This window comes from Pseudomonas sp. MPR-R2A5 (genome assembly GCF_058793055.1).
In genome coordinates this window covers 80,530-106,708 of the sequence record NZ_JBXAFK010000023.1, presented here as the reverse complement: position 1 = coordinate 106,708, position 26,179 = coordinate 80,530, and the positions used below count along the sequence as shown (strand labels likewise).

22 protein-coding genes and 3 pseudogenes are annotated in these 26,179 nt (G+C 61.1%); 11 read left to right on the top strand and 14 right to left on the bottom strand.

All coding sequences use genetic code 11. From position 1 onward, the window contains the following. Nucleotides 1-66: 66 nt before the first annotated feature. A pseudogene (locus tag AC1Q6I_RS17780) lies at nucleotides 67-543 on the top strand (autotransporter outer membrane beta-barrel domain-containing protein); the annotation flags it as partial. Nucleotides 544-615: 72 nt separating this feature from the next. Here AC1Q6I_RS17780 and AC1Q6I_RS17775 read toward each other — a convergent pair. The 5 genes from AC1Q6I_RS17775 to AC1Q6I_RS17755 form a co-directional block, all read right to left on the bottom strand. Continuing rightward, nucleotides 616-1,035 (bottom strand): hypothetical protein, encoded by a 420-nt coding sequence (locus AC1Q6I_RS17775; RefSeq protein WP_024075808.1) that lies wholly within the window; start codon nucleotides 1,033-1,035, stop codon nucleotides 616-618. Nucleotides 1,036-1,169: 134 nt separating this feature from the next. Next, nucleotides 1,170-2,018 carry a hypothetical protein gene (locus tag AC1Q6I_RS17770; RefSeq protein WP_146015790.1) on the bottom strand — a complete coding sequence of 283 codons (849 nt, stop codon included), beginning with the start codon at nucleotides 2,016-2,018 and terminating at the stop codon, nucleotides 1,170-1,172. Between the two features lie 128 nt (nucleotides 2,019-2,146). Continuing rightward, nucleotides 2,147-2,788, bottom strand: coding sequence for a DUF1345 domain-containing protein (locus AC1Q6I_RS17765; protein ID WP_024075806.1), 642 nt, complete (start codon nucleotides 2,786-2,788; stop codon nucleotides 2,147-2,149). A 200-nt stretch (nucleotides 2,789-2,988) separates the two neighbouring features. Continuing rightward, nucleotides 2,989-6,078 carry an efflux RND transporter permease subunit gene (locus AC1Q6I_RS17760; protein WP_024075805.1) on the bottom strand — a complete coding sequence of 1,030 codons (3,090 nt, stop codon included), beginning with the start codon at nucleotides 6,076-6,078 and terminating at the stop codon, nucleotides 2,989-2,991. 6 nt (nucleotides 6,079-6,084) lie between these two features. Beyond that, nucleotides 6,085-7,227, bottom strand: a complete 1,143-nt coding sequence (locus tag AC1Q6I_RS17755; RefSeq protein WP_102625452.1) for an efflux RND transporter periplasmic adaptor subunit — start codon at nucleotides 7,225-7,227, stop codon at nucleotides 6,085-6,087. 285 nt (nucleotides 7,228-7,512) lie between these two features. Here AC1Q6I_RS17755 and AC1Q6I_RS17750 point away from each other — a divergent pair, with 285 nt between their 5' ends. From AC1Q6I_RS17750 to AC1Q6I_RS17735, 4 genes are all read left to right on the top strand, one after another. Then, nucleotides 7,513-8,214 (top strand): response regulator, encoded by a 702-nt coding sequence (locus tag AC1Q6I_RS17750; protein ID WP_024075804.1) that lies wholly within the window; start codon nucleotides 7,513-7,515, stop codon nucleotides 8,212-8,214. A 3-nt stretch (nucleotides 8,215-8,217) separates the two neighbouring features. Continuing rightward, nucleotides 8,218-9,522: an ATP-binding protein gene (locus AC1Q6I_RS17745; RefSeq protein ID WP_024075803.1), complete on the top strand. Its 1,305-nt coding sequence runs from the start codon at nucleotides 8,218-8,220 to the stop codon at nucleotides 9,520-9,522. Between the two features lie 58 nt (nucleotides 9,523-9,580). Next, nucleotides 9,581-10,360: a class I SAM-dependent methyltransferase gene (locus tag AC1Q6I_RS17740; protein WP_024075802.1), complete on the top strand. Its 780-nt coding sequence runs from the start codon at nucleotides 9,581-9,583 to the stop codon at nucleotides 10,358-10,360. 82 nt (nucleotides 10,361-10,442) lie between these two features. After that, on the top strand, nucleotides 10,443-11,228 hold the full coding sequence (locus tag AC1Q6I_RS17735; protein ID WP_102625451.1) for a sulfite exporter TauE/SafE family protein: 786 nt from the start codon (nucleotides 10,443-10,445) through the stop codon (nucleotides 11,226-11,228). Nucleotides 11,229-11,337: 109 nt separating this feature from the next. On the opposite strand, the gene AC1Q6I_RS17730 is transcribed toward AC1Q6I_RS17735, so the two are convergent. After that, the gene (locus tag AC1Q6I_RS17730) at nucleotides 11,338-12,576 is read right to left on the bottom strand and encodes an acyl-CoA dehydrogenase family protein (RefSeq protein ID WP_102625450.1); all 1,239 of its coding nucleotides are present in this window, start codon (nucleotides 12,574-12,576) and stop codon (nucleotides 11,338-11,340) included. Nucleotides 12,577-12,843: 267 nt separating this feature from the next. Here AC1Q6I_RS17730 and sfnG point away from each other — a divergent pair, with 267 nt between their 5' ends. Next, complete coding sequence (gene sfnG, locus AC1Q6I_RS17725; protein ID WP_024075799.1) at nucleotides 12,844-13,929, top strand: dimethylsulfone monooxygenase SfnG; 1,086 nt, start codon at nucleotides 12,844-12,846, stop codon at nucleotides 13,927-13,929. Nucleotides 13,930-13,933: 4 nt separating this feature from the next. Here the strand turns inward: sfnG and AC1Q6I_RS17720 are convergent, their stop codons facing one another. Continuing rightward, nucleotides 13,934-15,028, bottom strand: a complete 1,095-nt coding sequence (locus AC1Q6I_RS17720; protein WP_102625449.1) for a peptidase C39 family protein — start codon at nucleotides 15,026-15,028, stop codon at nucleotides 13,934-13,936. Nucleotides 15,029-15,122: 94 nt separating this feature from the next. On the opposite strand from AC1Q6I_RS17720, the gene AC1Q6I_RS17715 reads away from it, so the two are divergent. Together AC1Q6I_RS17715 and AC1Q6I_RS17710 are read left to right on the top strand one after the other, a co-directional pair. Continuing rightward, nucleotides 15,123-16,709: a RimK family ATP-grasp domain-containing protein gene (locus AC1Q6I_RS17715; RefSeq protein ID WP_102625448.1), complete on the top strand. Its 1,587-nt coding sequence runs from the start codon at nucleotides 15,123-15,125 to the stop codon at nucleotides 16,707-16,709. Nucleotides 16,710-16,715: 6 nt separating this feature from the next. Beyond that, entirely contained in the window at nucleotides 16,716-17,648 is a 933-nt protein-coding gene (locus tag AC1Q6I_RS17710; RefSeq protein ID WP_069075852.1) for a magnesium transporter CorA family protein, read from the top strand. 154 nt (nucleotides 17,649-17,802) lie between these two features. Here the strand turns inward: AC1Q6I_RS17710 and AC1Q6I_RS17705 are convergent, their stop codons facing one another. Both AC1Q6I_RS17705 and AC1Q6I_RS17700 read right to left on the bottom strand, forming a co-directional pair. Beyond that, nucleotides 17,803-19,095: a PQQ-dependent sugar dehydrogenase gene (locus AC1Q6I_RS17705; protein WP_024075795.1), complete on the bottom strand. Its 1,293-nt coding sequence runs from the start codon at nucleotides 19,093-19,095 to the stop codon at nucleotides 17,803-17,805. Then, on the bottom strand, nucleotides 19,092-19,514 hold the full coding sequence (locus tag AC1Q6I_RS17700; protein ID WP_024075794.1) for a DUF2231 domain-containing protein: 423 nt from the start codon (nucleotides 19,512-19,514) through the stop codon (nucleotides 19,092-19,094). The genes AC1Q6I_RS17705 and AC1Q6I_RS17700 overlap by 4 nt, the downstream gene beginning before the upstream one ends. A gap of 157 nt (nucleotides 19,515-19,671) precedes the next feature. On the opposite strand from AC1Q6I_RS17700, the pseudogene AC1Q6I_RS17695 reads away from it, so the two are divergent. Further along, nucleotides 19,672-19,866: pseudogene (locus AC1Q6I_RS17695) on the top strand (P-loop nucleotide/nucleoside kinase family protein); the annotation flags it as partial. A gap of 427 nt (nucleotides 19,867-20,293) precedes the next feature. Here the strand turns inward: AC1Q6I_RS17695 and AC1Q6I_RS17690 are convergent. The 4 genes and pseudogenes from AC1Q6I_RS17690 to AC1Q6I_RS17675 form a co-directional block, all read right to left on the bottom strand. Continuing rightward, nucleotides 20,294-21,061 (bottom strand): methyl-accepting chemotaxis protein, encoded by a 768-nt coding sequence (locus AC1Q6I_RS17690; RefSeq protein ID WP_371858356.1) that lies wholly within the window; start codon nucleotides 21,059-21,061, stop codon nucleotides 20,294-20,296. An 87-nt stretch (nucleotides 21,062-21,148) separates the two neighbouring features. After that, nucleotides 21,149-22,153, bottom strand: a pseudogene (locus AC1Q6I_RS17685) (cache domain-containing protein); the annotation flags it as partial. A 64-nt stretch (nucleotides 22,154-22,217) separates the two neighbouring features. Further along, complete coding sequence (locus tag AC1Q6I_RS17680; protein ID WP_146015789.1) at nucleotides 22,218-22,406, bottom strand: hypothetical protein; 189 nt, start codon at nucleotides 22,404-22,406, stop codon at nucleotides 22,218-22,220. A 28-nt stretch (nucleotides 22,407-22,434) separates the two neighbouring features. Continuing rightward, complete coding sequence (locus tag AC1Q6I_RS17675) at nucleotides 22,435-23,301, bottom strand: aldo/keto reductase family oxidoreductase (protein ID WP_024075791.1); 867 nt, start codon at nucleotides 23,299-23,301, stop codon at nucleotides 22,435-22,437. A 72-nt stretch (nucleotides 23,302-23,373) separates the two neighbouring features. Here AC1Q6I_RS17675 and AC1Q6I_RS17670 point away from each other — a divergent pair, with 72 nt between their 5' ends. After that, complete coding sequence (locus AC1Q6I_RS17670) at nucleotides 23,374-24,018, top strand: TetR/AcrR family transcriptional regulator (protein WP_024075790.1); 645 nt, start codon at nucleotides 23,374-23,376, stop codon at nucleotides 24,016-24,018. A gap of 27 nt (nucleotides 24,019-24,045) precedes the next feature. Here AC1Q6I_RS17670 and AC1Q6I_RS17665 read toward each other — a convergent pair whose 3' ends face one another. After that, entirely contained in the window at nucleotides 24,046-24,624 is a 579-nt protein-coding gene (locus AC1Q6I_RS17665; RefSeq protein WP_102623464.1) for a cysteine hydrolase family protein, read from the bottom strand. Nucleotides 24,625-24,751: 127 nt separating this feature from the next. On the opposite strand from AC1Q6I_RS17665, the gene AC1Q6I_RS17660 reads away from it, so the two are divergent. Beyond that, on the top strand, nucleotides 24,752-26,155 hold the full coding sequence (locus tag AC1Q6I_RS17660; protein ID WP_102623465.1) for an XAC2610-related protein: 1,404 nt from the start codon (nucleotides 24,752-24,754) through the stop codon (nucleotides 26,153-26,155). The last annotated feature ends 24 nt before the right edge of the window (nucleotides 26,156-26,179 follow it).

The following is a 26,179-nucleotide window of genomic DNA, read 5'->3' as shown; positions in this document are numbered from 1 at the left end:
TTGATCATTTGGCGAGTTTAAAAGTTGCGCTAGGTGGTATGCCGGGGAAATACATGGCTACTTCAGACCATCCCTAAGGGTAAATACGGCACCAACGGCATTGGCGCTTCGGTAGAAGTGGGTCGCAACATCAAGCTGGAGAATGATTTCTTTGTCGAACCGTTTGCTCAGGCATCCACTATTGTGGTCAAGGGCAAGAACTATGGGTTGGACAATGGCCTGCAAGCCAAAGGCCAGAACACCCATTCGGCACTCGGTAAGCTGGGGGTAACGGTAGGTCGCGATTTTATAATGGATGACGGCAGCATCGTTCAGCCTTACCTGCGTACAGCGGTAGCGCATGAGTTTGCGAAAGACAATAAAGCATCGGTCAACGGCCATGTGTTCAACAATGACGTCTCAGGTTCTCGTGCTGAGTTCGGTGCTGGTGTAGCGGTCTCACTGTCGAAAAACCTGCAGCTGCATGCTGACTTCGAGCACAGCAAAGGTAAACATGTCGATCAACCATGGGGTGCTAACGTGGGTGTGCGTTATAGCTGGTAACTCATATGTATGTATCCAAAAAGGAAGCTTCGGCTTCCTTTTTGGTATGTGCAGTTTAACGACCTTCGGGCGTCAGCCCAGGCTGAACAGCGCAGAGATGGTAGAGACTGGGTTGCCGTCGTCACGGGTTTGGATATCGCTGAGTCCACCCGTGGCGTGGGTATTTGAAGGGTCAATGGCCCTGAATTCGACCAATCCGGAGAAACCGTATCGCAGTACAGGCTCTAAAAGGTCATCAGTGCTATAGGTAAACCGAATGTCCGGATGGTCCTCCAGTCGATAGATGCCTATGCCATAAGTTGAAGGTAGCGACAACTGCAACTTGTGGGTCACGCCGTTGCTATCGACTCTACTGCCGGTGATCGTCCATTTTCCTGCCGTGCAGGTGATTGAAAATATATTGGCGGTGAAATCTTCGCCGTCGATAATGCCTTTAAAATACTGGGCGGCCAGATGCAGTTTTGGTGGACGGTGACGGTGGATGGCGGTCATGAGCGTTTCTCCTTGGGGGCTGGGAGCGTGTCGAGTGCCTGGCGATTACGTCTCCACCTGGACTGCCACATCAACGCGCAACGTGTTGGGTTATCGACTTCACACAAATACTTTCAATCAAGTCGGCAGTGCCTTCAGGCGAGCTTGAAGGACACGCTGTCTAGTCTCAAAAAGGTAATTCCCACCATCAGTACACGCAGTTGGTGCGTACCGGCTGGAACTTGGAAGTTACGTTGATAGGGCTGGAACGTTTCCGGCCCTCTTAATTCAATATCCAGCAAGATAACGCCGGTATTGGCCACGTCGTACAACCGGGCCGCGCCGTCCCCGCTTGTGGGGTTCGCGGCCATCAGGGTAAAGCTGTAGGTTTTGCCGGGCTCTACTGCTATGTCCTGATAGATCAAGCCCCCCAGGTTCGCACTGCAGACACCGGCGGTGAAGTTGACGCTTGACGCTGGCCCAGGCCTTTCTACGGTCCAATCAGCGTTATTTTGGATGAAATCGCCATTTCTGATCAGCTCCGGTCGAACTGGAGTGGTGGTGTCCACGAGCAGTTCAATCTCGTCGACACAAACCTCGCCTGTCGTGCCCGTGACGGTGACGGTAGCGGAGGTTGTACCGGCGGGAGGGGAATAGTTGAACTCTCGTTTGGTCCACAGATGAAAAGCATCGAGCTCAATACGATCGGCTGTACCCGAGGGCTCAGAGGTGATCACCACCGCGCCAGCACCCTTGAAGATCACTTGACTCCACATGCGCAGTAAGTAACTGGCACCAGGGTTGATATTGACCTGCTGGGAGGCCTGACCGGTAAGTGCTCTACAGTATTGTCGGGAGTAATCGACAGTGCCTGTTGTATTCCAGTGCATTGCGTATTGACTGAAATTACCGTTGAGGAGGAGGTTGCTGGTTGAGGCCGTTCGCCTTGGCATTATTTTTTCTCCCGCCGGAAAGTGGTTGCAGCCGGTGATTTTCAGTTGCACATCAGCGCTTCTACGGCACGCAGTGCGGCTGCATACGTGAGGCTATTCGGCGCCATATTGACGTTGCACACAACTGTCAGAACTAACAGGTCAGGGAGCCACTCGTCGGATAGAAGAGCGATTGAGCCTCAACCAAACAGGCCCGCAGCGATATTGATCGAGAAGCCCAGGATCGCCGTGTTGAACAGAAACCCGATCAACGATTGCCCCAGCACCACTTTGCGCATGGCGCGGGTCGCCACCCCCACGTCCGCCGTTTGCACGGCCACGCCGATGGTGAAGGAGAAATACAGGAAGTCCCAGTAGTTGGGGGTGCGCAGGTCTTCGGCAAAGCGCAGTGCCGGCTCCTTGCCTTCCCATGTGTAATACAGGCGTGCGTAATGCACGCTGAAAATCACCCCGATCAGCAGCCATGAGCCGATCACGGTCAGCCCGGTAAAGCCGTAGTGCAGCAGGCGCGCGGTGGTCGGCAGGTCTTTGCTGCCCACCAGCTCGAAGGTGATGGTCGCCAAACTTGCAATGGCGGCGATGCACACGATGAACAGCACCAGGCCGGCGTTTTCGTCTTCGATCTCGGCGATGCGTTTGACGTCCGGGGCCTTGGCGCGGATGGTCAGCCACAGCATCAGCACCAGGTAGGTCCAGACCCCGGTGTTCCAGCCAATGAGGATCTTGCTGACGACGCTGTCGGCCGGCACCAGGATGCCAGCGGCAAGGCCCAGGGCGGCGGCAGCGGAGAGGCGAGGGTGGGTGCGGGCGAGGAAGGGCATGGGGGCTCACAAATGGCTGTTTGTGAGCACCTTAGCGCATTTTTTGTGGCGAGCGGGCTTGTCCCGCGTTGGGCTGCGAAGCAGCCCCAAAACATAACCCCGGACCTGCCTGGCACACTGCAGCGCTCTTATTGGGGCTGCTTCGCAGCCCAACGCGGGACAAGCCCGCTCGCCACAGTTACCGTGTCCCCCAAAAAGCCTTAGCTCTTTTTGCGCACCAGCTTCATGACCACCACAAAGAACACCGGCACAAACACCACCGCCAGTGTCGCCGTGATCATCCCGCCAATCACCCCCGTACCAATCGCCTGCTGGCTGGCGGAACTGGCGCCGGTGGCAATCGCCAATGGCACCACGCCGAGGATGAACGCCAGCGACGTCATGATGATCGGGCGCAGGCGCAAGCGCGCGGCCTTCAGGGTGGCGCTCATCAGGTCTTCGCCCTGGTCGTACAGGTCCTTGGCGAACTCGATGATCAGGATCGCGTTTTTCGCCGACAGGCCGATGATGGTGATCAAGCCGACCTTGAAGAACACATCGTTGGGCATGCCGCGCAAGGAAACGGCCACGACCGCGCCGAGTACGCCGAGCGGCACCACCAGCAATACCGACGTGGGGATCGACCAGCTTTCATACAGCGCTGCCAGGCACAGGAACACGATCAGCAGTGACAGACCCAATAGCAACGGCGCCTGGGAGCCGGACAAGCGTTCCTGCAGTGACAACCCGGTCCACTCCTGGCCCAGCCCCGCCGGCAACTGGCTGACCAGGCGCTGGATTTCTTCCATCGCCTCGCCGGTGCTGTGCCCCGGTGCCGCTTCGCCGCTGATGGCAATGGCCGGGTAGCCGTTGTAGCGCGTCAACTGCGCCGGGCCCTGGGTCCATTTGGCTTCGACAAAGGCCGACAGCGGCACCATCTTGCCGGCTTTGTTGCGCACATTGATCTTCATCAAATCCGCCACTTGGCTGCGCTGGTCGCCTTCGGCCTGCACCACCACGCGTTGCATGCGGCCCTGGTTGGGGAAGTCGTTGACGTAGGCCGAGCCGATGGCCGACGACAACACGCTGCCCACATCGGCAAAGGCCACGCCCAATGCGTTGGCCTGCTTGCGGTCCACCTCCAGCTGTACCTGCGGGGCTTCGGCCAGGGCGGTTTCGCGCACGTTGGCCAGGATCGGGCTTTTGCCAGCGGCGTTGAGCAATTCGGTACGTGCCGCCATCAACGCCGCATGGCCAACACCGCCGCGGTCCTGCAAGCGGAACTCGAAACCACTGGAGGTGCCCAGGCCGTCCACGGGGGGCGGCAGGATCGCATAGGCAATCGCGTCCTTGAGCTCGCTGAAGGCCATGTTGGCGCGGTCGGCAATCGACGCGGCGGAATCGTCGCTGCTGCGTTGCGACCAATCCTTTAGCGTCGTAAACGCCAGCGCCGCGTTCTGCCCCGAGCCGGAGAAACTGAAACCCATGATCATGGTGGTATCACCCACGCCGGGTTCCCCGGCGTTGTGCGCTTCGATCTGCTCGGCCACCTGCACCGTGCGGTTCTTGCTCGCACCAGGCGGCAACTGGATATCGGTGATGGTGTAGCCCTGGTCTTCCACGGGCAGGAACGAGGAGGGCAGGCGGCTGAACATCCACCCCAGGCCCACCAGCAGCACCAGATAAATCAACAGGTAACGGCCGCTGCGCTTGAGGGCATAGGCCACCCAGCCTTCGTAGCGATTGGTGAGGCTTTCAAAACGCTGGTTGAACCAGCCGAAGAAGCCGCCCTTGGCGTGGTGATCACCCTTGGCGATCGGTTTGAGCAGCGTTGCGCACAAGGCTGGGGTCAAGGTCAGGGCGAGGAACGCCGAGAACAGGATCGAGGTGGCCATCGACAGCGAGAACTGCTGGTAAATCACCCCCACCGACCCCGGCATGAATGCCATCGGCAGGAATACCGCGACCAGCACCAGGGTGATGCCGATGATGGCGCCGGTGATCTGGCCCATGGCTTTCTTGGTCGCGTCCTTGGGCGACAGGCCCTCGGTGGCCATGATCCGCTCGACGTTCTCCACCACGACGATCGCATCGTCCACCAGGATGCCGATGGCCAGCACCATGCCGAACATGGTCAACACGTTGATCGAGAAGCCCAGCAACAGCATGGTGGCGAAGGTGCCCATCAGCGCGATCGGCACCACCAGCGTCGGGATCAGCGTGTAGCGCACGTTCTGCAGGAACAGGAACATCACCGCGAATACCAGCGCCATGGCTTCGAGCAGGGTGTAGACCACCTTGGTGATCGAGACCTTGACGAACGGCGAGGTGTCGTACGGAATCTTGTATTCCACATTGGCTGGGAAGTAACGCGACAACTCGTCCATCTTCGCCCGCACCAGGGTCGCGGTACTCAGGGCGTTGGCGCCTGGCGACAGTTGCACGCTGACGGCGGTCGAGGGCTTGCCGTTCAGGCGTGTGGAGAACTGGTATTCCTGGCTGCCCACTTCCACACGCGCCACATCGCCGATGCGCACGGTGGACCCGTCCGGGTTGGCCTTGAGCACAATGTCGGCGAACTCCGCCGGCGTAGACAGCTGGCCCTTGACCAGGATCGCCGCCGTGATCTCCTGGGTATTGGTGCCCGGCAAATCACCGATGCTGCCGGCGGAAACCTGTGCGTTCTGTGCGCTGATCGCGGCATTCACGTCGGCCGGCGTGAGGTTGAAGCCGATCAGCTTCTGCGGGTCGATCCAGATGCGCATGGCGCGTTCGGCACCATACAACTGGGCCTTGCCCACCCCGTCCAGGCGCTTGAGCTCGTTCATCACGTTGCGCGCCAGGTAATCGCTGAGCGCCACGTCGTCGAGCTTGCCGTCGTTGGAGGTGAGCGTGACCAGCAGCAGGAAGCCGGCAGACACTTTCTCCACCCGCAAACCTTGCTGGGTCACGGCTTGGGGCAGGCGCGGCTCCACCGCCTTGAGGCGGTTCTGCACATCGACCTGGGCCATTTCCGGGTTGGTGCCCGGCTGGAAGGTCGCGGTAATGGTTGCCGAACCCAGGCTGCTCTGGGATTCGAAATACAGCAGGTGATCGGCACCGTTGAGCTCCTGCTCGATCAGGCTGACCACACTTTCATCCAGGGTCTGGGCCGAAGCGCCCGGGTACACCGCGTAGATTTCCACTTTCGGTGGTGCGACGTCGGGGTACTGGGCCACCGGCAACTGCGGGATGGCCAGCGCACCGGCCAGCAGGATGAACATGGCCACCACCCAGGCGAACACCGGGCGGTCAATAAAAAACTGCGGCATGGCGGGTTATTCCTTTACGAGCGGGCTGTCGTCCACTTCAACTTTTTCACCGGGCCGCGCGTGTTGCAGGCCCTCGACGACGATACGGTCGCCGGCCTTGAGGCCGCTGCTGACGATCCAGCGGTCTTCGATGACCGCGCCCAGTTCCACCGGTTGCAGGCTCACGGTTTGTTCGGCGTCCAGCAACAGCACCATGGGGATACCGGCGCTATCACGGGTGATGGCGCGTTGCGGCACGCTGATGCCTTGTTTGTCGACGGCCTGTTCCAGGCGCACGCGCACGAAGCTGCCGGGCAACAGGTCGAGGTCGGGGTTGGGGAACTCGCTGCGCAGGATGATTTGACCGGTGCCCGGGTCGACGCTGATTTCGGCGAACAGCAACTTGCCTGGCAGCGGATACAGGCTGCCGTCGTCCTGGATCAACGTGGCCTTGGCCTGGTCCTGGCCGACTTGCTTCAAGCTGCCCGCGCGGAAGGCGCGGCGCAGGTCGTTCAGCTCGCGGGTGGACTGGGTCAGGTCGGCGTGAATCGGGTCCAGTTGCTGGATAAGCGCCAGTGGCGTGGCCTCGTTCTGGCCGACCAGCGCACCCTCGGTTACCAGTGCGCGGCCGATGCGCCCGGAAATCGGCGCGGTCACGGTGGCATAGCCCAGGTTCAGCCTGGCGCGCTCGACGGCGGCCTTGTTGGCGGCGACTTCGGCGTTGGTCTGGCGCACGGCGGCGCGGGCGTTGTCGTAGTCCTGGCCGCTGATGGCATTGCCTTCCACCAACTGGCTGTAGCGCTGCTCCTGTAGGCGCGCCTGGAACGCATTGGCCTCGGCTTTGCTCAGGTTGGCCTGGGCACTGTCCAGGTCGGCCTTGAACGGTGCTGGGTCGATGCGAAACAGCACGTCGCCCTGTTTGACGTCATGGCCTTCCTTGAACACCTGTTGCATCACCACCCCGGCGACCCGCGCACGCACTTCGGCAATGCGCGGCGCGGCGATACGCCCGCTCAATTCGCTGGTGATGGACAGGGGCTTGGCTGCAAGGGTTTCGATCCTCACTTTGACCGGGGGCGTTGCCGGTGCCTCACCGGCCGACTTGTCACAGGCGCTGAGTGCCAGCGTTAGGGCCAACAGGCAAAACGGCGCAAACAGATTCTTCGACATGCTCTTATCCCAATATTGACTGGCACATCCTAAGGTCACCTGCGCCGTGGTGCTGTGAAGCTGTGTAGGTCGTCTGTGAAGAAATGTAAGGTGCAGCCCGCAGGGCACCGGGGGCGTATATCCTTGCACAACCTTGCTTACAATGAGGATCAAATGTGGGAGGGGGCTTGCCCCCGATCGCGGTGAATCAGTCAACGACTCTGTATCTGAAGCACCGCCATAGCAGGCAAGCCTGCTCCCACATGGGATTTGTGAACGACACATCACTGTATTTCTGGAAACATCATGCCCAACATCCTCCTGGTCGAAGACGACGCCGCTCTCTCCGAGCTGATTGCCAGCTACCTGGAACGCAACGGTTACCACGTCAGTGTGCTCAGCCGGGGCGATCATGTGCGCGAACGCGCGCGCCTCAACCCGCCCGACCTGGTGATCCTCGACCTGATGCTGCCCGGTCTCGACGGCTTGCAAGTGTGCCGCTTGCTGCGCGCCGACTCGGCGGGCCTGCCGATCCTGATGCTGACCGCCCGTGATGACAGCCATGACCAGGTGCTGGGCCTGGAAATGGGCGCCGATGACTATGTGACCAAACCCTGCGAACCGCGCGTGTTGCTAGCCCGTGTCCGCACATTGCTGCGCCGCAGCAGTCTGTCGGAGCCCCAGGTGGCCAACGACCAGATCGTCATGGGCAACCTGTGCATCGACCTGTCGGAACGCACCGTGAGTTGGCGTGAGCAGGCGGTGGAGTTGTCCAGCGGTGAATACAACCTGCTGGTGGTGCTGGCACGGCATGCCGGCGAGGTGCTCAGCCGCGACCAGATCCTGCAACGCCTGCGCGGCATCGAGTTCAATGGCACCGACCGCTCGGTGGACGTGGCGATTTCCAAGCTGCGCCGCAAATTCGACGACCATGCTGGCGAGGCGCGCAAGATCAAGACCGTGTGGGGCAAGGGCTACCTGTTCAGTCGTTCCGAGTGGGAATGCTGATCCATGTTTCGTGTGCTGCTACGCCTCTACCTGATCACCATCGTCACCTTCAGCGCGGCGATCTACCTGATTCCCAAGCTGGTGGTCCAGGTCTTCGAACACCGTTACCTGGCCTACAACGTCGAGCAGTCCCGGGGCATGCAAACCCTGATCGTCAAACAGTACCAGCGGGCGCCAGTGGAGCGCTGGTCCCAGGTCACGGAGCAACTGGGCCGCGATTTCGCACCGCTGAAAGTCGAACTGCTGCTGCGCCAGGATGCGCGCTACACCCCTGAAGAAGAGGCGCTGCTGGCACAAGGCAAACCGGTGATTCACCTGGGCGAGTGGGGCTGGATGGAGGAAATCAGTTCGCCGATCAATGCGCAGTTCGCGGTCAAGCTGACCGTGCCGCCGGACCCGCTGGACATGAACCTGCTGTACTGGTCGATGAACGTGCTGATCGGCGCCGCGTTACTGGCCTGCCTGTTGGTGTGGCTGCGCCCCCATTGGCGCGACCTGGAGCGCCTCAAAAGCACCGCCGCGCAATTGGGCAAGGGCAACCTGGGTGCACGCACGCATATCCCACCCAGCTCCAATATCGGCAGCCTGGCGGCGGTGTTCGACACCATGGCCGACGATATCGAGCACCTGCTGAACCAGCAGCGAGACTTGCTCAACGCCGTGTCCCACGAGCTGCGCACGCCGTTGACGCGCCTGGACTTCGGCCTGGCCCTGGCGCTGTCCGAAGACTTGCCGCAGGCCAGCCGTGAGCGCCTGCAAAGCCTGGTGGCCCATATTCGTGAGCTGGATGAGCTGGTGTTGGAATTGCTTTCCTACAGTCGCCTGCAAAACCCCGCGCAACTGCCGGAGCGGGTCGACGTGGTGCTCGACGAGTTTATCGACAGCGTATTGGGCAGCGTCGATGACGAACTGGAAAACCCCGAGATTGTCATCGACGTAGTCCTCGACTGCAGCGTCGAGCGCTTCAGTCTTGACCCGCGCTTGACCGCGCGTGCCCTGCAAAACCTGTTGCGCAACGCGACGCGCTACTGTGACAAGCGCATCCAGTTAGGCGTCAAGGTCTGCCCCAAGGGCTGTGAAATCTGGGTCGATGACGACGGTATCGGCATCCCGCTGGATCAGCGCGAACGCATCTTCGAACCGTTCTATCGCCTTGACCGCAGCCGCGACCGCGCCACCGGTGGCTTCGGCCTGGGCCTGGCGATCAGCCGGCGCGCCCTCGAAGCCCAGGGCGGCACCTTGACCGCCCAGGCCTCGCCGTTGGGCGGCGCCCGGTTTCGTGTGTGGTTGCCCAGTCAGGCCGATTAGAAAGTTGGCCGGGAAGGGCGCACACTGTGCCCCCGTTTTACCCGAGGAGAGATTGGCAATGACTGGTGTCCACACGTCTGCTCAGCAGGGTTTCTCGTCCCAGGCCGTCACTTATGCCCAGGGCCGCCCGAATTATCCCCGGCAACTCACCGGTTGGCTCAGCGACACGCTGCAGATCAATGCGCACTCTACGGTGATCGACCTGGGGGCGGGCACTGGCAAATTCACGCGCTTGCTCAACACCCTGGCACCGACGCTGATCGCCGTCGAGCCGGTGGACGCCATGGCCGCGCAGTTGCATAAACTGCTGCCCGACGTACGCCTGGTCAACGGCACAGCTGAATCCATCCCCCTGCCAAGCGCGACGGCCGATGCGGTGGTGTGTGCCCAGGCTTTCCATTGGTTTTCCACCGAGGCCGCGCTGGCGGAAATCCACCGTGTGCTTAAACCCGACGGGCGCCTGGGGTTGGTGTGGAATGTGCGCGATGAATCGGTGGATTGGGTGGCCGCCATCACCGCGATCATCACGCCATACGAGGGCGACACCCCGCGTTTTCACACCGGGCGTTGGCGCGAAGCGTTCACCGGCGAGTACTTTTCCGATCCTCAGGTGACGTGTTTCCCCTACAACCATGTCGGCAGCCCGCAGGAAGTGATCATGGATCGCTTCCTCTCCGTGAGCTTTATCGCTGCCTTGCCCGCTGCTGAAAAAGCCCTGGTGACCGAACAATTGCGCACCCTGATCGCGACCCACCCCGCGCTGAAAGGCCGCGACACCGTGGCATTCCCCTATCAGACCCAAGCCTACGTCAGCCACAAACTGACCAAAAAGGCATAAAGTCAGATCACATTGATATAAGTCGTTATAAGAAAAATCGCTATCCTGCGGCCAGAAATTTATAAGGCCGCAGGTAGCAGTGATGGAAGTGGGTAATTTTGGTTTTGTGATTGCTGGCCTGATCGTTGGTTTTATCGTTGGCATGACCGGTGTCGGCGGGGGCTCCTTGATGACCCCGATCCTGTTGTGGTTCGGTATCAACCCGGCCACCGCCGTGGGCACCGACCTGCTGTACGCCGCCATCACCAAGTCCGGTGGGGTGCTGGTGCACGGCAAGAACAAGAACATCGACTGGTCCATCACCGGGTGGCTGACCCTGGGCAGCGTGCCCGCCGTGTTGCTGACCCTGTGGTTCCTCGCCAGCCTGCACACCGACCCCAGCGCCATGAACGCTGTGATCAAGCAGGCTCTCGGCGTGGTGCTGCTGCTGACGGCCCTGGCGATCCTGTTCAAGCAACGGCTGTTGGCCTTCGCCCAACGCCATGCCGGCGACGATTACCATATGCACCCGCGTAACCTGAACACGCTGACGGTGGTGACGGGGGCCGTGCTGGGCACCATGGTCGCCCTGACCTCCATCGGCGCTGGCGCCCTCGGTACGGTGGCGCTGTTTATCCTGTACCCGTTCCTCGCCACGCGGCGCCTGGTGGGGACCGAAATCGCCCACGCCGTGCCCCTGACCCTGGTGGCGGGCCTGGGCCACGCCGGCATGGGCAATATGGACTGGCACCTGTTGGGTTTCTTGCTGATGGGGTCGCTGCCGGGGATCTACCTCGGCAGCCACATGACCGGCAAAGTGCCGGACGCGGTATTGCGCCCGTGCCTGGCGATCATGTTGATGAGCATTGGCTACAAACTGGCCTTTTGAGGTGTACGCCGTTGTGGCAAGCCCGCTTGCCACAACAAGTCCGCTTGCCACAGTCGCCCGCTCGCCATGAAAAGTGGTGAAGCCCCATGGTTGATAAGAGGGGGCAGTTTCAAACTTTCGCCGGGCCATTGCCGATTTGCCACACAAACGGCGGCTCGGTGCCATTGATCACCCAATCCCCGACAATTCGCGCCTTGTAGATCACCGGGTTGTGTGACGACACGGTCCGCGCATTGCGCCAATGCCGGTCGAGGGCTTTGCCCTGGCGCACATCCGAGGCCCCCAGCGCGTTGAACAACTCACTGGTGGCACGCTGGATCAACTCCGACACCACCACCTGCGCCGTGGCCGACTCGATTTCGGCGGCCACATTGGCCTCGCGCTCGGCAGCATCATCCCCGGCGAACCGTGCCAGGTACGCCCGTTGCGCCGGCACTGCGGCTTTCAACGCAGTGGCTTGAGCGGCATATACCAACGCCGCGACTTCGCCCACCACTTGCTGAATCTGCGCATCTTGGCTGACATGGGGGGCATTGCCATGGCTGTAGATGCGCTTGCGGTTGCGCACCTGCTGCGCCACATCGTTAAGCGCCGCGCGGCCGATCCCGGCCAGGCTGGCCAGCAGCACGAGCTGGTAAAACGCGGTCTGGTATTTGAAGCGGGTAGCAAAATCGATCACGTTTTCCGCTTCGACCACCGCGTCAGTAAAGCGCGAGGTGCCGCTGCCGGTGGTGCGTTGGCCGAAGCCGTCCCAATCATCGCTGTGAGCCACGCCAGGCTGGCGCGCGCGGGTGGCGGCGATCACATCGCCACCGGTGTCACTGCGCTGGGCGTAGACATCGATCCAGTCGGCGAAAATGCTGCCAGTGCTGTAGAACTTCTCGCCGTTGAGCTTCCACTGGTCGCCATCCGGGGTGACCTGGGTGACCACATCACCGATGGCCACGTTGCCGATTTCGGTCCAGGCGCAGCCAACGATATCGCCGTCGACAAAGCGCTTGAACCACAGGTCGCGACCGGCACTGGGCGGCGCATTCAAGCGGTCTTCGGCAAAGGCGAAGTGCCCGCGCAGGGCCTGGGGCACATTGGAGTCGGCGGCGGCCAGCTCGATCAGCAGTTCAAACAATTGCGGCAGGGACGCGCCACCGCCACCGTATTCCACGGGCACTCGCACTGCGCCAAAGCCGGCGTCCTTCAGCCACTGGATTGGCTCATAGGGCAGGGCGCGGGTTTGCTCGCGCTGCACCGCGCCTTCGGCGATGCGCTGGAAGATCGGCCGGAAGCGTGCGGCCAGGGTGGGGTAGTCGACGCCAATGGACAGCGGGTTGATGACGTGTTGTTCGGTCATGGGAAAGGCTCCGGGGCAGTGATCGATGCCAGGAGTGATTGCACACTCCGTGCCGGGTGCCGGAGCCCCTGTTTACGGGGGATTTGCCGCGTTCGCTGTTGCTCCAGCAACAGCAAACCGACAAATCGTCGCAAACCCTGACATCCGCATTCACCGCCGCTGGGTGCCGCAGGTTTGCCGCAGCACCCATGGCATGGGCGTTTGCCGCTGGCTGGCACGCTTGCTGCTCAAGCCCTGGGTACATCCCTGTGTGCGAGGTATCGTCAGATGAGTCAACAAGCCGTGAAATTTGCCTATTGGGTGCCCAACGTCAGTGGTGGGCTGGTGGTCAGCAAAATCGAGCAACGCACCCATTGGGGCATCGACTACAACCGCAAACTGGCGCAATTGGCCGAAGAGGCCGGCTTCGAATATGGCCTAACGCAGATTCGCTTTACCGCCGGCTACGGCGCGGAGAACCAGCATGAATCCGTGGCGTTCAGCCATGCCCTGCTGGCAGCGACCACCAAGCTCAAGGTGATTGCGGCGATTTTGCCCGGCCCCTGGCAACCGGCGCTGGCGGCCAAGCAATTGGCGACTATCGATCAACTGACCAATGGCCGTATCGCGGTGAACATCGTCAGTGGCTGGTTCAAGGGCGAGTTCCAGGCCATCGGCGAACATTGGTTGGAACACGACGAGCGCTACCGCCGCTCCGAAGAATTCATCCGTGCCTTGAAAGGCATCTGGAGCCAGGACGACTTCACCTTCAAGGGCGACTTCTATCGCTTCAACAACTACACCCTCAAGCCCAAGCCCCTGGGCCAACCGGAAGTGTTCCAGGGCGGCAGCTCGCGGGCGGCGCGGGATATGGCGGCGCGGGTGTCCGACTGGTACTTCACCAACGGCAACACCCCGGAAGGCATCAAGGCCCAGGTCGACGATATCCGCGCCAAGGCCGCCGCCAACAACCATTCGGTGAAAGTCGGCGTCAACGCCTTCGTGATCGCCCGTGATACCGAGGAAGAAGCCCGCGCCGTGCTCGCGGAAATCATCGACAAGGCCGACCCCGAGGCGGTCAACGCCTTTGGTGATGCGGCCAAACAAGCGGGCAAGGCTTCGCCGGAAGGCGAGGGCAACTGGGCCAAGTCCAGCTTCGAAGACCTGGTGCAATACAACGACGGCTTCAAGACCAACCTAATCGGCACCCCGCAGCAGATTGCCGAGCGCATCGTCGCGCTCAAGGCGGTGGGCGTCGACCTGGTGCTGGCCGGCTTCCTGCACTTCCAGGAAGAAGTGGAGTACTTCGGCAAGCGCGTATTGCCGCTGGTGCGCGAGCTGGAAGCCAAGGCTGGGATCAAGCAGGTGGCCTGAGCGTTTACCGCGTAAACACGAGCACCGCCGCGCGCAATTTGTTGTTGCCGAAGCGGCACATGCGTTCGAACTCGCCATGGCTGACCGGCAAATGCTGGCAGTCCAGGGGCTGGCGGTGCTGGCTGTGGTCCACATCCGGGTCGTGCAGGTAGACGAAGTCATCGTCGCAGTCGGTGACCATCACCCAGTGGGGCGACTTGGAGCGCGTGAGGCGGTAGCTGCTGATCAACACCAGCGGCTGCCCGCCCTCGCGTAATACCCGAGGCAAGTCCAGCGTGCCGCCGAGTACCTGCTCGACGTCGCTGCTGGCCAATTCTTCCTCGAAGGCTTCGTGCACCACGCGCATCACGTCCTTTTTATGTTGATCGCGCACGCCATCGAGAAACAGCGGCCCGCTGACATTCACCTGCATGCGCACCCGAAAACCGCGACGCCAGGCGGCCAGCGCCAGGCCCTGGGGGCTGCAGCCGCCATGGCCGGCGGTCATGAACACGGTGGTCGCTTCCCGCCAGATTTGCAGCTCTTCGCGGCGCAAAGCCACGCGCGCAGGCACCAGCGCGCCCATGGCCATCAACAGGCACGCGGCGCCACAGGTGAAATCGGTGGTTTGCGGGTAATACGGCACGCTCTGCGGACGCGCGTCGTGGTGCTGGACGATGCGCTTCTCCAGGCGCAAGGCGGGGGCATGGTCTTCGTAGTAATCGTTGATCAGGGCAAAGCGTCGGTAGCCCGTGCGTTCATACAGGGCGAGGGCGCCGGGGTTGTCGGTGCGCACTTCCAGGCGCAGGTAGGCGCAGTCGTGCTCTACGGCACAGGCCTCGGCGCGGGCCAGCAGTTGTTTGCCCAGGCCCAGGCCGCGTGCGTGCGCGGCGATGGCGATGGAGTACAAACGTGCCAGCGAGGTGCCGCGATGGAACAGCAGCAGCGCATAGCCCAGTAATTGCCCGTCCTGTTCGGCCACCAGCAGTTGGCCGTGGGCGCGGCTGATCATCCACTGGAAACTGCGCGGTGACAGCCGATCGGTGGTGAAACAATGCTGTTCCAGTACGACTAATGCCGGCACATCGCCGGGGGTTGCAACGCGAAAGAAAAGAGCCATATGACCGCCGTAAAAGTTGCGTAACGAAACGGGACTTCTCTAAAAGATCGTGCTTAATAGAAAAGGTCGAGTTCTCTAAAGCGGATCAAATATTATGTCAGCGGTACAAGGTCATTGGCGTGAAGTATCCGAGCAAACTGTCGCGGCGACAATAACTTCTAAAGGTTATTTTTCTGTTTTGCCCAGAGGCGCAAGTCAAGTCGTGATCATTGTCGAGCGCAAGGAAGATTGGGCCTCTTATTTCCCCAGCGAAGACATCGTCACCGCCCAGGAATACCTGGAACACACCCGGGAAAACGAGACGGGCAAGCGCGTGCAGGTAATCAACCTGTGCCGCAGCTACAAGTACCTGGGCCACGGCTACTACTGCTCGCTGCTGGCCGAGGCGCGCGGGCACAAGGTAATCCCGTCGGTGCGCACCATCAGTGAACTGACCCGAAAGTCATTGTATGGCCTGGCGTTGGATGACCTGGATAAAACCCTCGATAAAGCCTTGAGTCATCATCTCTACAGTAATACCGAAGGCTTTACCCTGACCCTTAACTTTGGTCGAACCAATATAGAGCCGTTGCAGGAGTTGGCCCGTCAATTATTTGAGGCCTTTCCGTGCCCGATCCTCTTAGTTGAATTCAGAAAGAATAACGGCTGGCACATAGAGGGGGTCAAGTCCGGTGTATTGCACAAGTTGCGCGATGACCAGGAAGATCAATTCGCCCACGCCCTCGACAACTTCAGTCGCAAGATCTGGCGCCAGCCACGCTCACGACGCATGGCCCGCTATGACCTGGCGATTCTTCACGATCCCCAGGAGCAATTGCCGCCGTCCAACGCCCGCGCCCTGGACAATTTCGTGCGGGTCGGCAAGGGGCTGGGTATCGATGTGGAGCTGATCGAGCGCAAAGACTACGCGCGCCTGGCCGAATACGACGCTTTGCTGATCCGTGAGACCACCAGTGTCGACAACCATACCTACCGCTTTGCCAAGAAAGCCGAAAGCGAAGGGTTAGTGGTGATGGATGACCCAGCGTCGATCCTGCGCTGTACCAACAAGGTCTACCTCACCGATTTGCTCAATAGCCATCAACTGGGCATGCCGGCCACCGAAATTCTGTACAAGGAGCGACCGGAGGACTTCGAACGGGTGGGCGAGCGCCTCGGCTTCCCCCTGGTGTTGAAAATCCCCGATGGGTGTTTCTCCCGAGGCGTGATCAAGGTGGAAAGCCAGGAAGCCTTGCTCAAGGCCACCGCCGAACTGTTCGAACATTCGGTCCTGCTGCTGGCCCAGGAGTTTTTCTATACCGAGTACGACTGGCGTATTGGCGTGCTCAACCGCAAGCCGATTTTTGCCTGCCAGTACTTTATGTCCAAGGGCCATTGGCAGATCTACAACCACAAGGCCATCGGCCAGGACATCAACGGCGAATGCCGTACCCTGGCGGTCCATGAGGCACCCAAGGCGGTGGTGGAACTGGCGGTGAAGACCGCCAACCTGATCGGCGACGGCCTCTACGGCGTAGACCTCAAGCAGTCCGGCGACAAGGTGGTGGTGATCGAGGTCAACGACAACCCCAACCTGGACGCGGGTATCGAAGATGCCTACTTGCAGGACGACCTGTACAGCCTGGTGCTGGAAGAGTTTGTGCGGCGCCTGGAGTTGAAGCGTCAGGGCCAGGCCTGGTGAGTCGGGATGATCCAGCGCTTTGAACTGACCGATGGAAAACTGCGCCGCGGGGACAATGACGATGCCCCGATCCTGCTGTTCAACAACCCTGACCTGGTCGAGCGTGAATGGCTGCGCGACCACCACAAGCTGGATGAACATGCCCTGGCCTCGGCGCTCGATCCCGACGAAGTGTCACGTATCGAATTCCACCCCGACAACCTGTTCCTGATCTGGAAGCGCCCGGAAAACTACTCCGGTGGCGGCAACCTGGTGTTCGAAGTGTCATCCTGCGGCTTGTTGTTTTCGCCTGGCCGCCTGCTGGTGATCGCCCCCGACGAAACCCCGCTGACCGGCCTGGGCAAGCGCCGGCCGCTGCATACGCCGCTCGACGTGTTGCTTGACCTGCTGCTGAACAACATCCACCACTACCTGGGCCACCTCAAGGTGATCAAGCTGGTCGCGCGGGAGTTGCAGCAACAGTTCAACGCGTCCATGAGCAACCATCACCTGATGCAGATGTTCAACCTCAGTGAAAGCCTGATCTATTACATCAACGCGCTGCACAGCAACGGCGCGGTGCTCTCGCGCCTGCGCAACCATGCCGGGAAGGAACAGTTCAGCAGCGAGATTCTGGGTCTGATCGACGACCTGATCATCGAGAACCACCAATGCTACAAACAGGCCGAGATCTATTCCAACGTGTTTTCCGGGTTGATCGACGCGCGCGGCAACCTGATGAACAACAGCATGAACAACCTACTGCGCAAGCTGACCCTGATCAACGTGGTGTTCCTGCCGCTTAACCTGATCGCCAGCATTGGCGGCATGTCGGAGTTCAGCATGATGACGGCGGGGACGCCGTGGTGGGTGTCATACCCATTGTTTTTGGCAGCGATGGGGTTGGGGGCCGGATTGATGGTGATGGGGTTGAAGCGCATAGCGGGTGCGGCGATGTGAAGGGGGACGCTGATTCGATGGGCTTATCCGTGGTTGCGCCCTTACGGTGGACACGAGCCGGAGGCGGGCTTGAATCCGTGGGCCACGGATTCAAGCCGTCTCCGGCCAGCGCGGTTTAACGGGGGCCGAAGCAGAGCAACTGCCGTTCACGCTGTTACTGATTGCGCGTCACCCGCCAGATGGTATTGGCCAAGTCGTCCGCAATGATCAGGGCGCCTTTCGGGTCGACCGTGACGCCTACCGGGCGTCCACGGGTCTTGCCGTCGTCGCCGCGGAAGCCGGTGGCGAAGTCGATGGGCTGGCCGGCTGGCTTGCCATGGCTGAACGGCACGAAGATGACTTTGTAGCCCACCGGGTTGTCGCGGTTCCAACTACCGTGTTCGCCCACAAATACACCCTCGGCGAATTGTTCACCCATGGCTGGGATGGAAAAGTCGACGCCCAGTGCCGCTACGTGGGAGCCGAGGCTGTAATCGGGCTTGATCGCGGCGGCCACCTTGGCCGGGTTTTGCGGTTGTGCACGCGGGTCGACGTTTTGCCCCCAGTAGCTGTAGGGCCAGCCGTAGAAGGCACCTTCGCGCACCGAGGTCAGGTAGTCGGGCACCAGGTCGGGGCCGAGTTCATCGCGTTCGTTGACCACTGTCCACAGTTGCCCGGAGTCGGGTTGGATCGTCAGGGCCGTCGGGTTGCGCAAGCCGGTGGCGTAGGGTCTGTGCGCGCCGGTGGTGGCATCGACCTGCCAGACCATTGCGCGGTCGATCTCCACTTCCATGCCGCGTTCAGTGATGTTGCTGTTGGAGCCGATGCCCACATACAGGTGGCGCCCATCGTCACTCACGGCCAGGGATTTGGTCCAGTGGTGGTTGATCTGCGCCGGCAGGTCGGTGACTTTGACCGGGGCGCCGCTGGCTTTGGTCTGGCCGTCGGTGTAGTCGAAGCGCACCAGCGCGTCCTGGTTGGCGACGTAGAGTTTACCGTCGGCAAAGGCCAGGCCGTAGGGGGCGTTGAGGTTGTCGGCGAACACGGTTTTCAGTTCATAGGTGCCGTCGCCGTCCGCATCGCGCAGCAGGGTAATGCGGTTGCCGCTCTTGACCTTGGTATTGCCCTGGGCCTTGATCACGCTGGCGATCACATCCTTGGGCTTGAGCTTGGCCGCGCTGCCGCCACGACCTTCGGCAACGAGGATGTCGCCATTGGGCAATACCAGGGTCTGGCGCGGGATGGCCAGGTCGGTGGCGATGGCGGTGACGCTGTAGCCGTCGGGCACCTTGGGCTTCTCGTTGCCCCAGGGCGTGGGTTCGGCAATCTTCATGCTGGGCAGCAGGCTGCTTTGCTGCTCCGGCAGTTTTGGGTCGGGGCCACGGGCCTGGGTGTTGTCGCCTTCGCCGCCGCAGGCACTGAGCAGCAGCGCGGCGCTTAACAGGGTGAGTGTATTGGACGCTTTCATTGGGCAGCTCCCGAGCGCAGGTTAGTCAGGCCGACCCAGGTCGCAACCACGCTCAGCACTGTCACGACCACCGACAGCACCAGGCCGGTCGGCATCATGGCGTAGGCGTCCTTGGCATGCTGGAAAGCGTTGACCAGCCCGAGTACCCAGGTCGCCAACAGCAACAGGCAATACACGGCGGGTCGGCCGACCTTGTGTTCGGCGCGCAGCAGGTTGACCAAGGCGAACAACAGGGCGAATCCACAGAACACCAACGCGCCGGCAATCAGCCAGGAGGCGAAATTGGCCCATTGAATCTGGTAGGTCTGGCCGTAGGCAATGTCACTGATCAGGGCACCGAGAAACAGCGGCACGGTACCCGCCAGCAAGGTGGCATGCAGCGGTCCGGGTGTGTGGCGATAGGCGGGGAGGGTAGTCATGTGGGAACGGCTCCTTGTAAACCAACGCCCCTGGGCGGGGCAGCGCATAGGAAATGAACGCGGTGCCTGTCAGAAAGTTCAGGGTAATTCGTGTCTAAATATGATGATTCAGCCGGAAAGCTGGCATGCTTCATGGCCTCACAAAAGGAGCCGTGCCATGCCCACCCTGCATCTGCTGTGCGGCAAGATTGCCGCCGGCAAATCTACCCTCGCCAAAGAACTGGTCGCCGAACACGCAGCGATCCTGCTCAGTGAAGACACTTGGCTGGCGCAGCTCTACCCTGGGGAGGTGAGGGTGGCTGCGCGGCCTGCCGCGCTCGCCTGCGCGCACGCAACGCGCGAGGTGCTTCAGGTATCTTCACAATGTTCGCTCAACGCTGAACGCCCGGCCGACAGGGCTGTTGTGGCGAGCGGGCTTGCCCCGCGTTGGGCTGCGTAGCAGCCCCAAAACCAGCCTCTACAGAGTGTCTGATACACCGCATTCTTCTTGACTGGGGCTGCTGCGCAGCCCAACGCGGGGCAAGCCCTAATGCCGTTCAGTTAAGGTTTTTTTGTAGGAGCGAGGGGGACGCCTAGTTCTTGCTCGCGAAGAACTCACAGACGCCGCGTTCATTCAGGAAACACGCGTTATCGTTGACGTTTTTCGCGAGCAAGCTCGCTCCTACAGAAGGCGATGTCCGCTTAACTGAACGGCATTAGGGCAAGCCCGCTCGCCACAGGGAGATTGGTCGGGGGATGAGCACATCAAGGCGTCGTCCCCACCCAACGTCCGCGGCGCCCTAGGACTTGAACCGGCCCACCAGCCCATTCAACTCTGCCGACAAGCCGGCCAACCGCCCCGAGTCATCCTGCGCAGAATTGGCCAGGCTCTCCACCAGCCGTGCCTCGTCGTAGATCTGCTGGATATGCCGGTTGATCTCTTCGGCCACGCTGTGCTGTTCCTCGGCGGCGGCCGATATCTGCAGGTTCTGGTCGCGAATCTCGTTGACCGATAACTGGATGCCTTCAAAACTGTCCCGCGCGCTTTCGATGGACGACACACTGGCGCGGGACAGGTCCAGGCAACTGCTCATCTTCTGCGTCACTTCCTCGGTCTTGCTGCCGAGGGTACCGAGCAGTTGTTCGATCTCGCCGGTGGAGTCGGAAGTGCGCTTGGCCAGCGCCCGCACTTCATCCGCCACCACCGCAAAGCCGCGGCCTTGATCACCCGCCCGGGCGGCTTCAATGGCCGCGTTGAGCGCCAGCAGGTTGGTCTGTTCGGCAATCGCACGGATAGTGCCAATGATCTGGTTGATGCTGCGGCTGCCGGCCTCCAGCTCGACCATGGCGTCGGACGACTCGGTCAAGCGGCGGCCGAGCCGGTTGACGTTGTCCGTGGTCATTTCGATCTGCTGCTTGCCCTCGGCCACGCGGCGATGGCCGTTCTCGGCGGACTCCGCTGCGCCGCTGCACGACCGCGCCACTTCATTGGCGGTGGCCACCATTTCATTGAATGCCGTGGACACCAGTTCGACCGCTTCCCGCTGGCGCCCGGCGGCTTCGTTCATGTTGTGCGCCACTTCGCTGTTGACCCGTGAAGCGTCCTGCAAGTTGGTCGACGCCGCGCCAATATGCTGGATCAGCTGGCGGATCGCAGCGAGGAACTTGTTGAACCAACCGGCCAGTTCAGCGGTTTCATCCTTGCCCTGCACCCGCAGTTCGTGGCGCAGGTCTCCTTCGCCCTGGGCGATGGATTGCAAGCCGGTGCTGACCTGACCGATCGGCTTGACGATCACCTTGGAGAACGCCGCGGCGATCAGGCCAAAGATCAGGACCAGCACCGCCACGATGATTGTGGTCAGGTAGGTCATGCGCGTGGCGGCGGCCATCACTTCGTTGTATTCGATCAACCCCACATAACGCCAGCCCAGGCCGGGGGAGGTCCAGATATTGGCCATGTAGCGCACGCCATCGATCACCACTTCGGTCGATCCCTGGGCGGTCTCGGCCAAATGTGCGTACGGCGCGCCAAGGTCCTTGAGCGGCTTGAAACTGTGCTTGGCATCGCGAGGGTCAACCAGGACCACGCCGTCTTCGATCAGCATCACATAGCCGCTTTCGCCCAGCTTGATACTCTTGACCAGCTCGGTGAGGTTCTTCAGCGACACACTCACCACGAATACGCCCTTGGCCTTGCCGGCGTTATCCAGTAGCGCCCGCGCGGTGCCGACCAGCGCGACGTCATCCTTGTCGTAATAGTAAGCCGGGGTGCGCACGGTCTTGCCGGGGCTGGCCATCGCCGCCTTGTACCAGGGGCGCGTGCGCGGGTCGTACTTGGCCAGTTGCGGGTCGTCGGGCCATTTGACGTAAGTGCCGTCTTCCAGGCCGATGGACAGGATCGCCGCAGAAGGATGGGTCGCGCCAAAACGCGCGAACCGTTCGATCACCTGCTGGGCCTGCGCCGGCATGGGCTGGCTGGCGGCGTTGTCGGGTCGATAATCCTTGAGGGTGTTCACGGACGTGTATACAGGATCTGCCGCCATTTGATCGACGTTCTGCAGCGTACCCTCGAAGAATTGCCGGATATTGCCATCGATCTGGCGTATCTCACGGGTACTGCCATCGATGAACTGATCGACTGCCTGGGTTCGCGTATTCATCACGGAGATCACCGCGACCAGGCTAACCGGGATAAACGCGACAGATACAAACGCAAGGACCAGCTTATTCTTTATTTTCATCGAGACGACCATCAGCGGAGAGGGCGGCCAAATCGCCGAGACACTGCGATTTGCTTTCACCGATGTTTCGGCTCGCTTGGGTTAAAGCTTTAGGGTTTTTTGTACACAATACAATTCGAGATTGTTCTGTATCCAATTGGCAGGCGATGCGCCGAACAACGCTGCGCATCACCTGGAATATCCACGCATAAGGGACCGCTTCAGTCCGCGATGGCGTTCAACGCAGCCAGCGCCTCGTCCGGCACAGCCCATTCGCCCACCGCAAGGTTTTCATGCAAATGGGCCACCGAGGAGGTGCCCGGAATCAACAGGATATTGGGCGAGCGCCGCAACAACCACGCCAGCGCCAATTGCTTCGGTGTTACGCCCAGCCCCTGCGCAACGCTGGATAAGGTCGAAGACTGAACCGGAGTAAATCCACCCAGCGGGAAGAACGGCACATAGGCAATGCCTTCCTCAGCCAGGGTGTCGATCAAGGCGTTGTCGTGTTGATGGGCGATGTTGTACAGGTTCTGCACGCAAACGAACTTGACGATGCGGCGTGCCTCGGCCACTTGGGTCGGCGTGACATTGCTGATGCCAATATGGCGTATCAACCCCTGGTGTTGCAGTTCAGCGAGGGTGTCCAACGCGGCGGCGTTCGAGCCTTCGCACGGGCCCATTGTGGAATGCATCGAACGGAAGTTGACCACGTCCAGCACCTCCAGCCCCAGGTTGCGCAAGTTGTCATGCACCGCCTGCGTCAGTTCTTCCGGGGTGGACGCCGCCAGCCATCCACCTTCAGCGTCACGACGGGCGCCGATCTTGGTGACTATCGTGAGGTCGTCCCGATAGGGATGCAGGGCCTCGTGAATCAGTTGGTTGGTGATATGCGGCCCATAAAAATCGCTGGTATCGATATGGTTGACGCCGCAGGCGACCGCCTCACGCAGCACGGCCAACGCGGCGTCGCGGTCCTTGGGAGGGCCAAATACGCCAGGGCCTGCCAATTGCATCGCGCCGTAACCCATGCGGTTGACCTCGCGGTCGCCCAGTATGAATGTCTTGCTGTTTTTCAAACCTGTCATCGGGGTCGCCCTTGCTTCAGCGGAGTAAGGCTCTAATATGAAGGATCCTTCAGATATTGGAATTCGCATTCCGTGAGCACCCTCAAAGCGTCCTTGAAGCCAAGAAAAACAGCGGTTCAGGCGCGCTCAGCCGCGACTGTCGAGGCCTTGCACACGGCAACCCTTCAGGTTTTGACCCAGCAGGGCCTGATCCGCTGCACAACCACCCGAGTGGCCGAGCGTGCCGGCATGTCGGTGGGCAGCCTCTACCAGTACTACCCGAATCGCGACGCGCTGCTCGCCGCCGTGCTGGCAAAACACCTGGAGTGGGTGGCCGAGGCGGTGGAGCAGGCATGCGCTCGCCATCGGCAGGTGCCGGTGGCTGAGATGGCCGCCGGCCTGGTCACGGCATTGGTGGCCGCCAAGTTACGCGATCAGGGCGCGTCCAAGGCCTTGTATGCCATCGCGGGCGAGCGGGGTGGTGCGGAGCTGGTCGCCCGCATCAATACGCGCATGGTGGCGGCCATCGCCGCGATGCTGGAGACCGCCCCCGATGCGCATTTCGAAGACCCGATCCTGACCGCCGGGATTTCGCTCAGCGCGATCGTCGGCCCGGTCAGGACGTTGCTCGAAGGCAATGCCTCGCCTACGTTCGAAGCCGGTCTTGAACAGCAGACCACGCTGCTGTTGCGGGCTTATCTGCAAGCCCATGGGCGGCCCGCTGCACTTAAGGCGTAGGGCAAGTGTGAACGTGATTACGCACGGTCAGTCCGTTTGCAACGGGGCGGCCGCGGCCAGGATTTCAGCTGTCTCGATCACCCTGGCGTAGTCCATCGCCAGATTGCTCAGCGACAATGCATGCACGTCCTCCGCCGGCCACAGGCGCCCGGCCAAGTCGGTTTGATCGAACGTGTAGCAGGCGTCCGCCGCCACGATTACCTCGAAGCCGAGGTTGCCGCCGGATCGCGCCGTGGCTTCAACCGAGTTGTTGGTGATCACCCCAACAATCACCAACTGCTTGATCGAGCGCACATGCAGCCAACGCTCCAGGCCCGTGGCGGTGAACGCATCCGGGACGTTCTTTTCCAGTACCTGCTCATGCGCCAACGGGCACAAGGCCGGCTGGAATTCGCAGCCAGGCTGACCCGGCCAAAAGACCGAGTCGGGAGAGCGAGACATATGTCGGACATGGACAATGGGCCGCTGGGATCGCCGCCACGCGTTGAGCAGGTGCTGCATCTGCAACTCGGCGTGCGGGTTGTTGCGTCGCCCAAGCCTGGGATGGTTCATGCCCTGCTGCATGTCGATGATCAACAAGGCGGCGTTTGTCGCTAACGGTTCCATGGCAGCTCCTTTGACTGGCGAGAAGCGCAACATATCAGTCGATACATGGGCCATGGCAGGGATTTATTCGAAGCCCGCAGCATTTCCCATTACACTGCGGCGCAAAATTTCAGCAAGGATGCTTTGGATGCGTGTGTTATTGAGCGGTGCGTTCCTTTCCATGACCCTCACGGCTCCCGTGATGGCCGAGCCGCGCTCGTTCTCGGTCAATGACCCCAGCGGTCAATACCTGGTGGAGGTGTTGTTTCCAGAGGTGCCGCAAGACCTCCGCCAGCCGGCCCGCGCCCTGGTTACCCTGCGTGACCGGGCCACCCTCCAAACCCTGCAACAGCTGCAAACCCCTGCCGCCAATGTGCCGCTGGATCGCAATGGCAAGACAGACAGCGACCATCTGGTGGGGGCCTACGGTGTGTTGTATTTCGCCGATATCAACGCCGACGGCCGCCAGGACCTGGCTATCCGCAATGGCGAGGACGCCGAGGAGAGCCTGCAGTACCACTACGATGTGTACCTGCAAGACCCGCACAAGCCCCAATGGGTGCTGAACCGGCCATTGACGGAGCTGGCGAACGAAACCTTCGGCGGCATGTTCTCGGTGGACAAGGACGGCATTATCCATTCGCAAACCGACCGTGGCTGCTGCTGGACGCGCTCCAGCCGCCTGCAAATGCGCGAGGGTGAGTTGGTGCGACTGGATGCCTATACCCAGGAACAAGTGCCGCCCACCGAATACGGTGAAAACTCCAGCATGCCCAGCGGCTACATGCTGCGCACCACCGGTGTATTGAAGGACGGCAAGTGGCAGGAAACACCGCGCCTGGAAGGTCCCGTCAACGAAGATCCGCAGTATCTGGCCGGCACCCTCGACGGCAAGATCCCGGTGGCGCTCTGGTACCAGCAACAGGGCGCCGTGTTGATCGGTGAGCTGCGCTACACCAAGAGTGGCAGCGGCAAGCCGATCAAGTTGGTTGGCGACCAAAGCGACTATGACGACAAGCCTTTCGTCTACCTGCACGAATATACCGATGATGGTCATCAGACCGGCATTTGGCGGATCACCCGGGAAACCGTCGAGCCCTATCACTACAGCGGCACCTGGGTCAGTTCCGCCAAGGGGCAGCCGCGTGAACTGGCCATCCAGTTACGCCCGGAAGACCATGAACCCGAGTACGAAAAACTCAGTGATGTCGCCCGTGACCAGCGCAGCGGCCACTACCAGATGCGCGATGACTTCCTGGGCCGCGACGGTGATCTGGACCTGGAGATCCTGCCCGAGCGTGATGCCCAGGGCCGGGAGCTTGCACGATTGACCCTGACACTCAACGCCGCTGGAACCTCAAAAACCATCGCCAGCGCGCATCACACGGTTGCGATGGAAACCGAAAACCTGATTATCGTGCCGGAACCCCTGGCGTCTCGGCGCGTTGGCCCGTACCACATCCAACTGGTGAAAAACTTCGCGGTGATCGAACACAACTCGGCGCCGGACAGCCAGGATTACTTCACCGGGATGTACCGCAAGCAGCCTTGACCCGCGCGTCTTCCACCTTTTGAG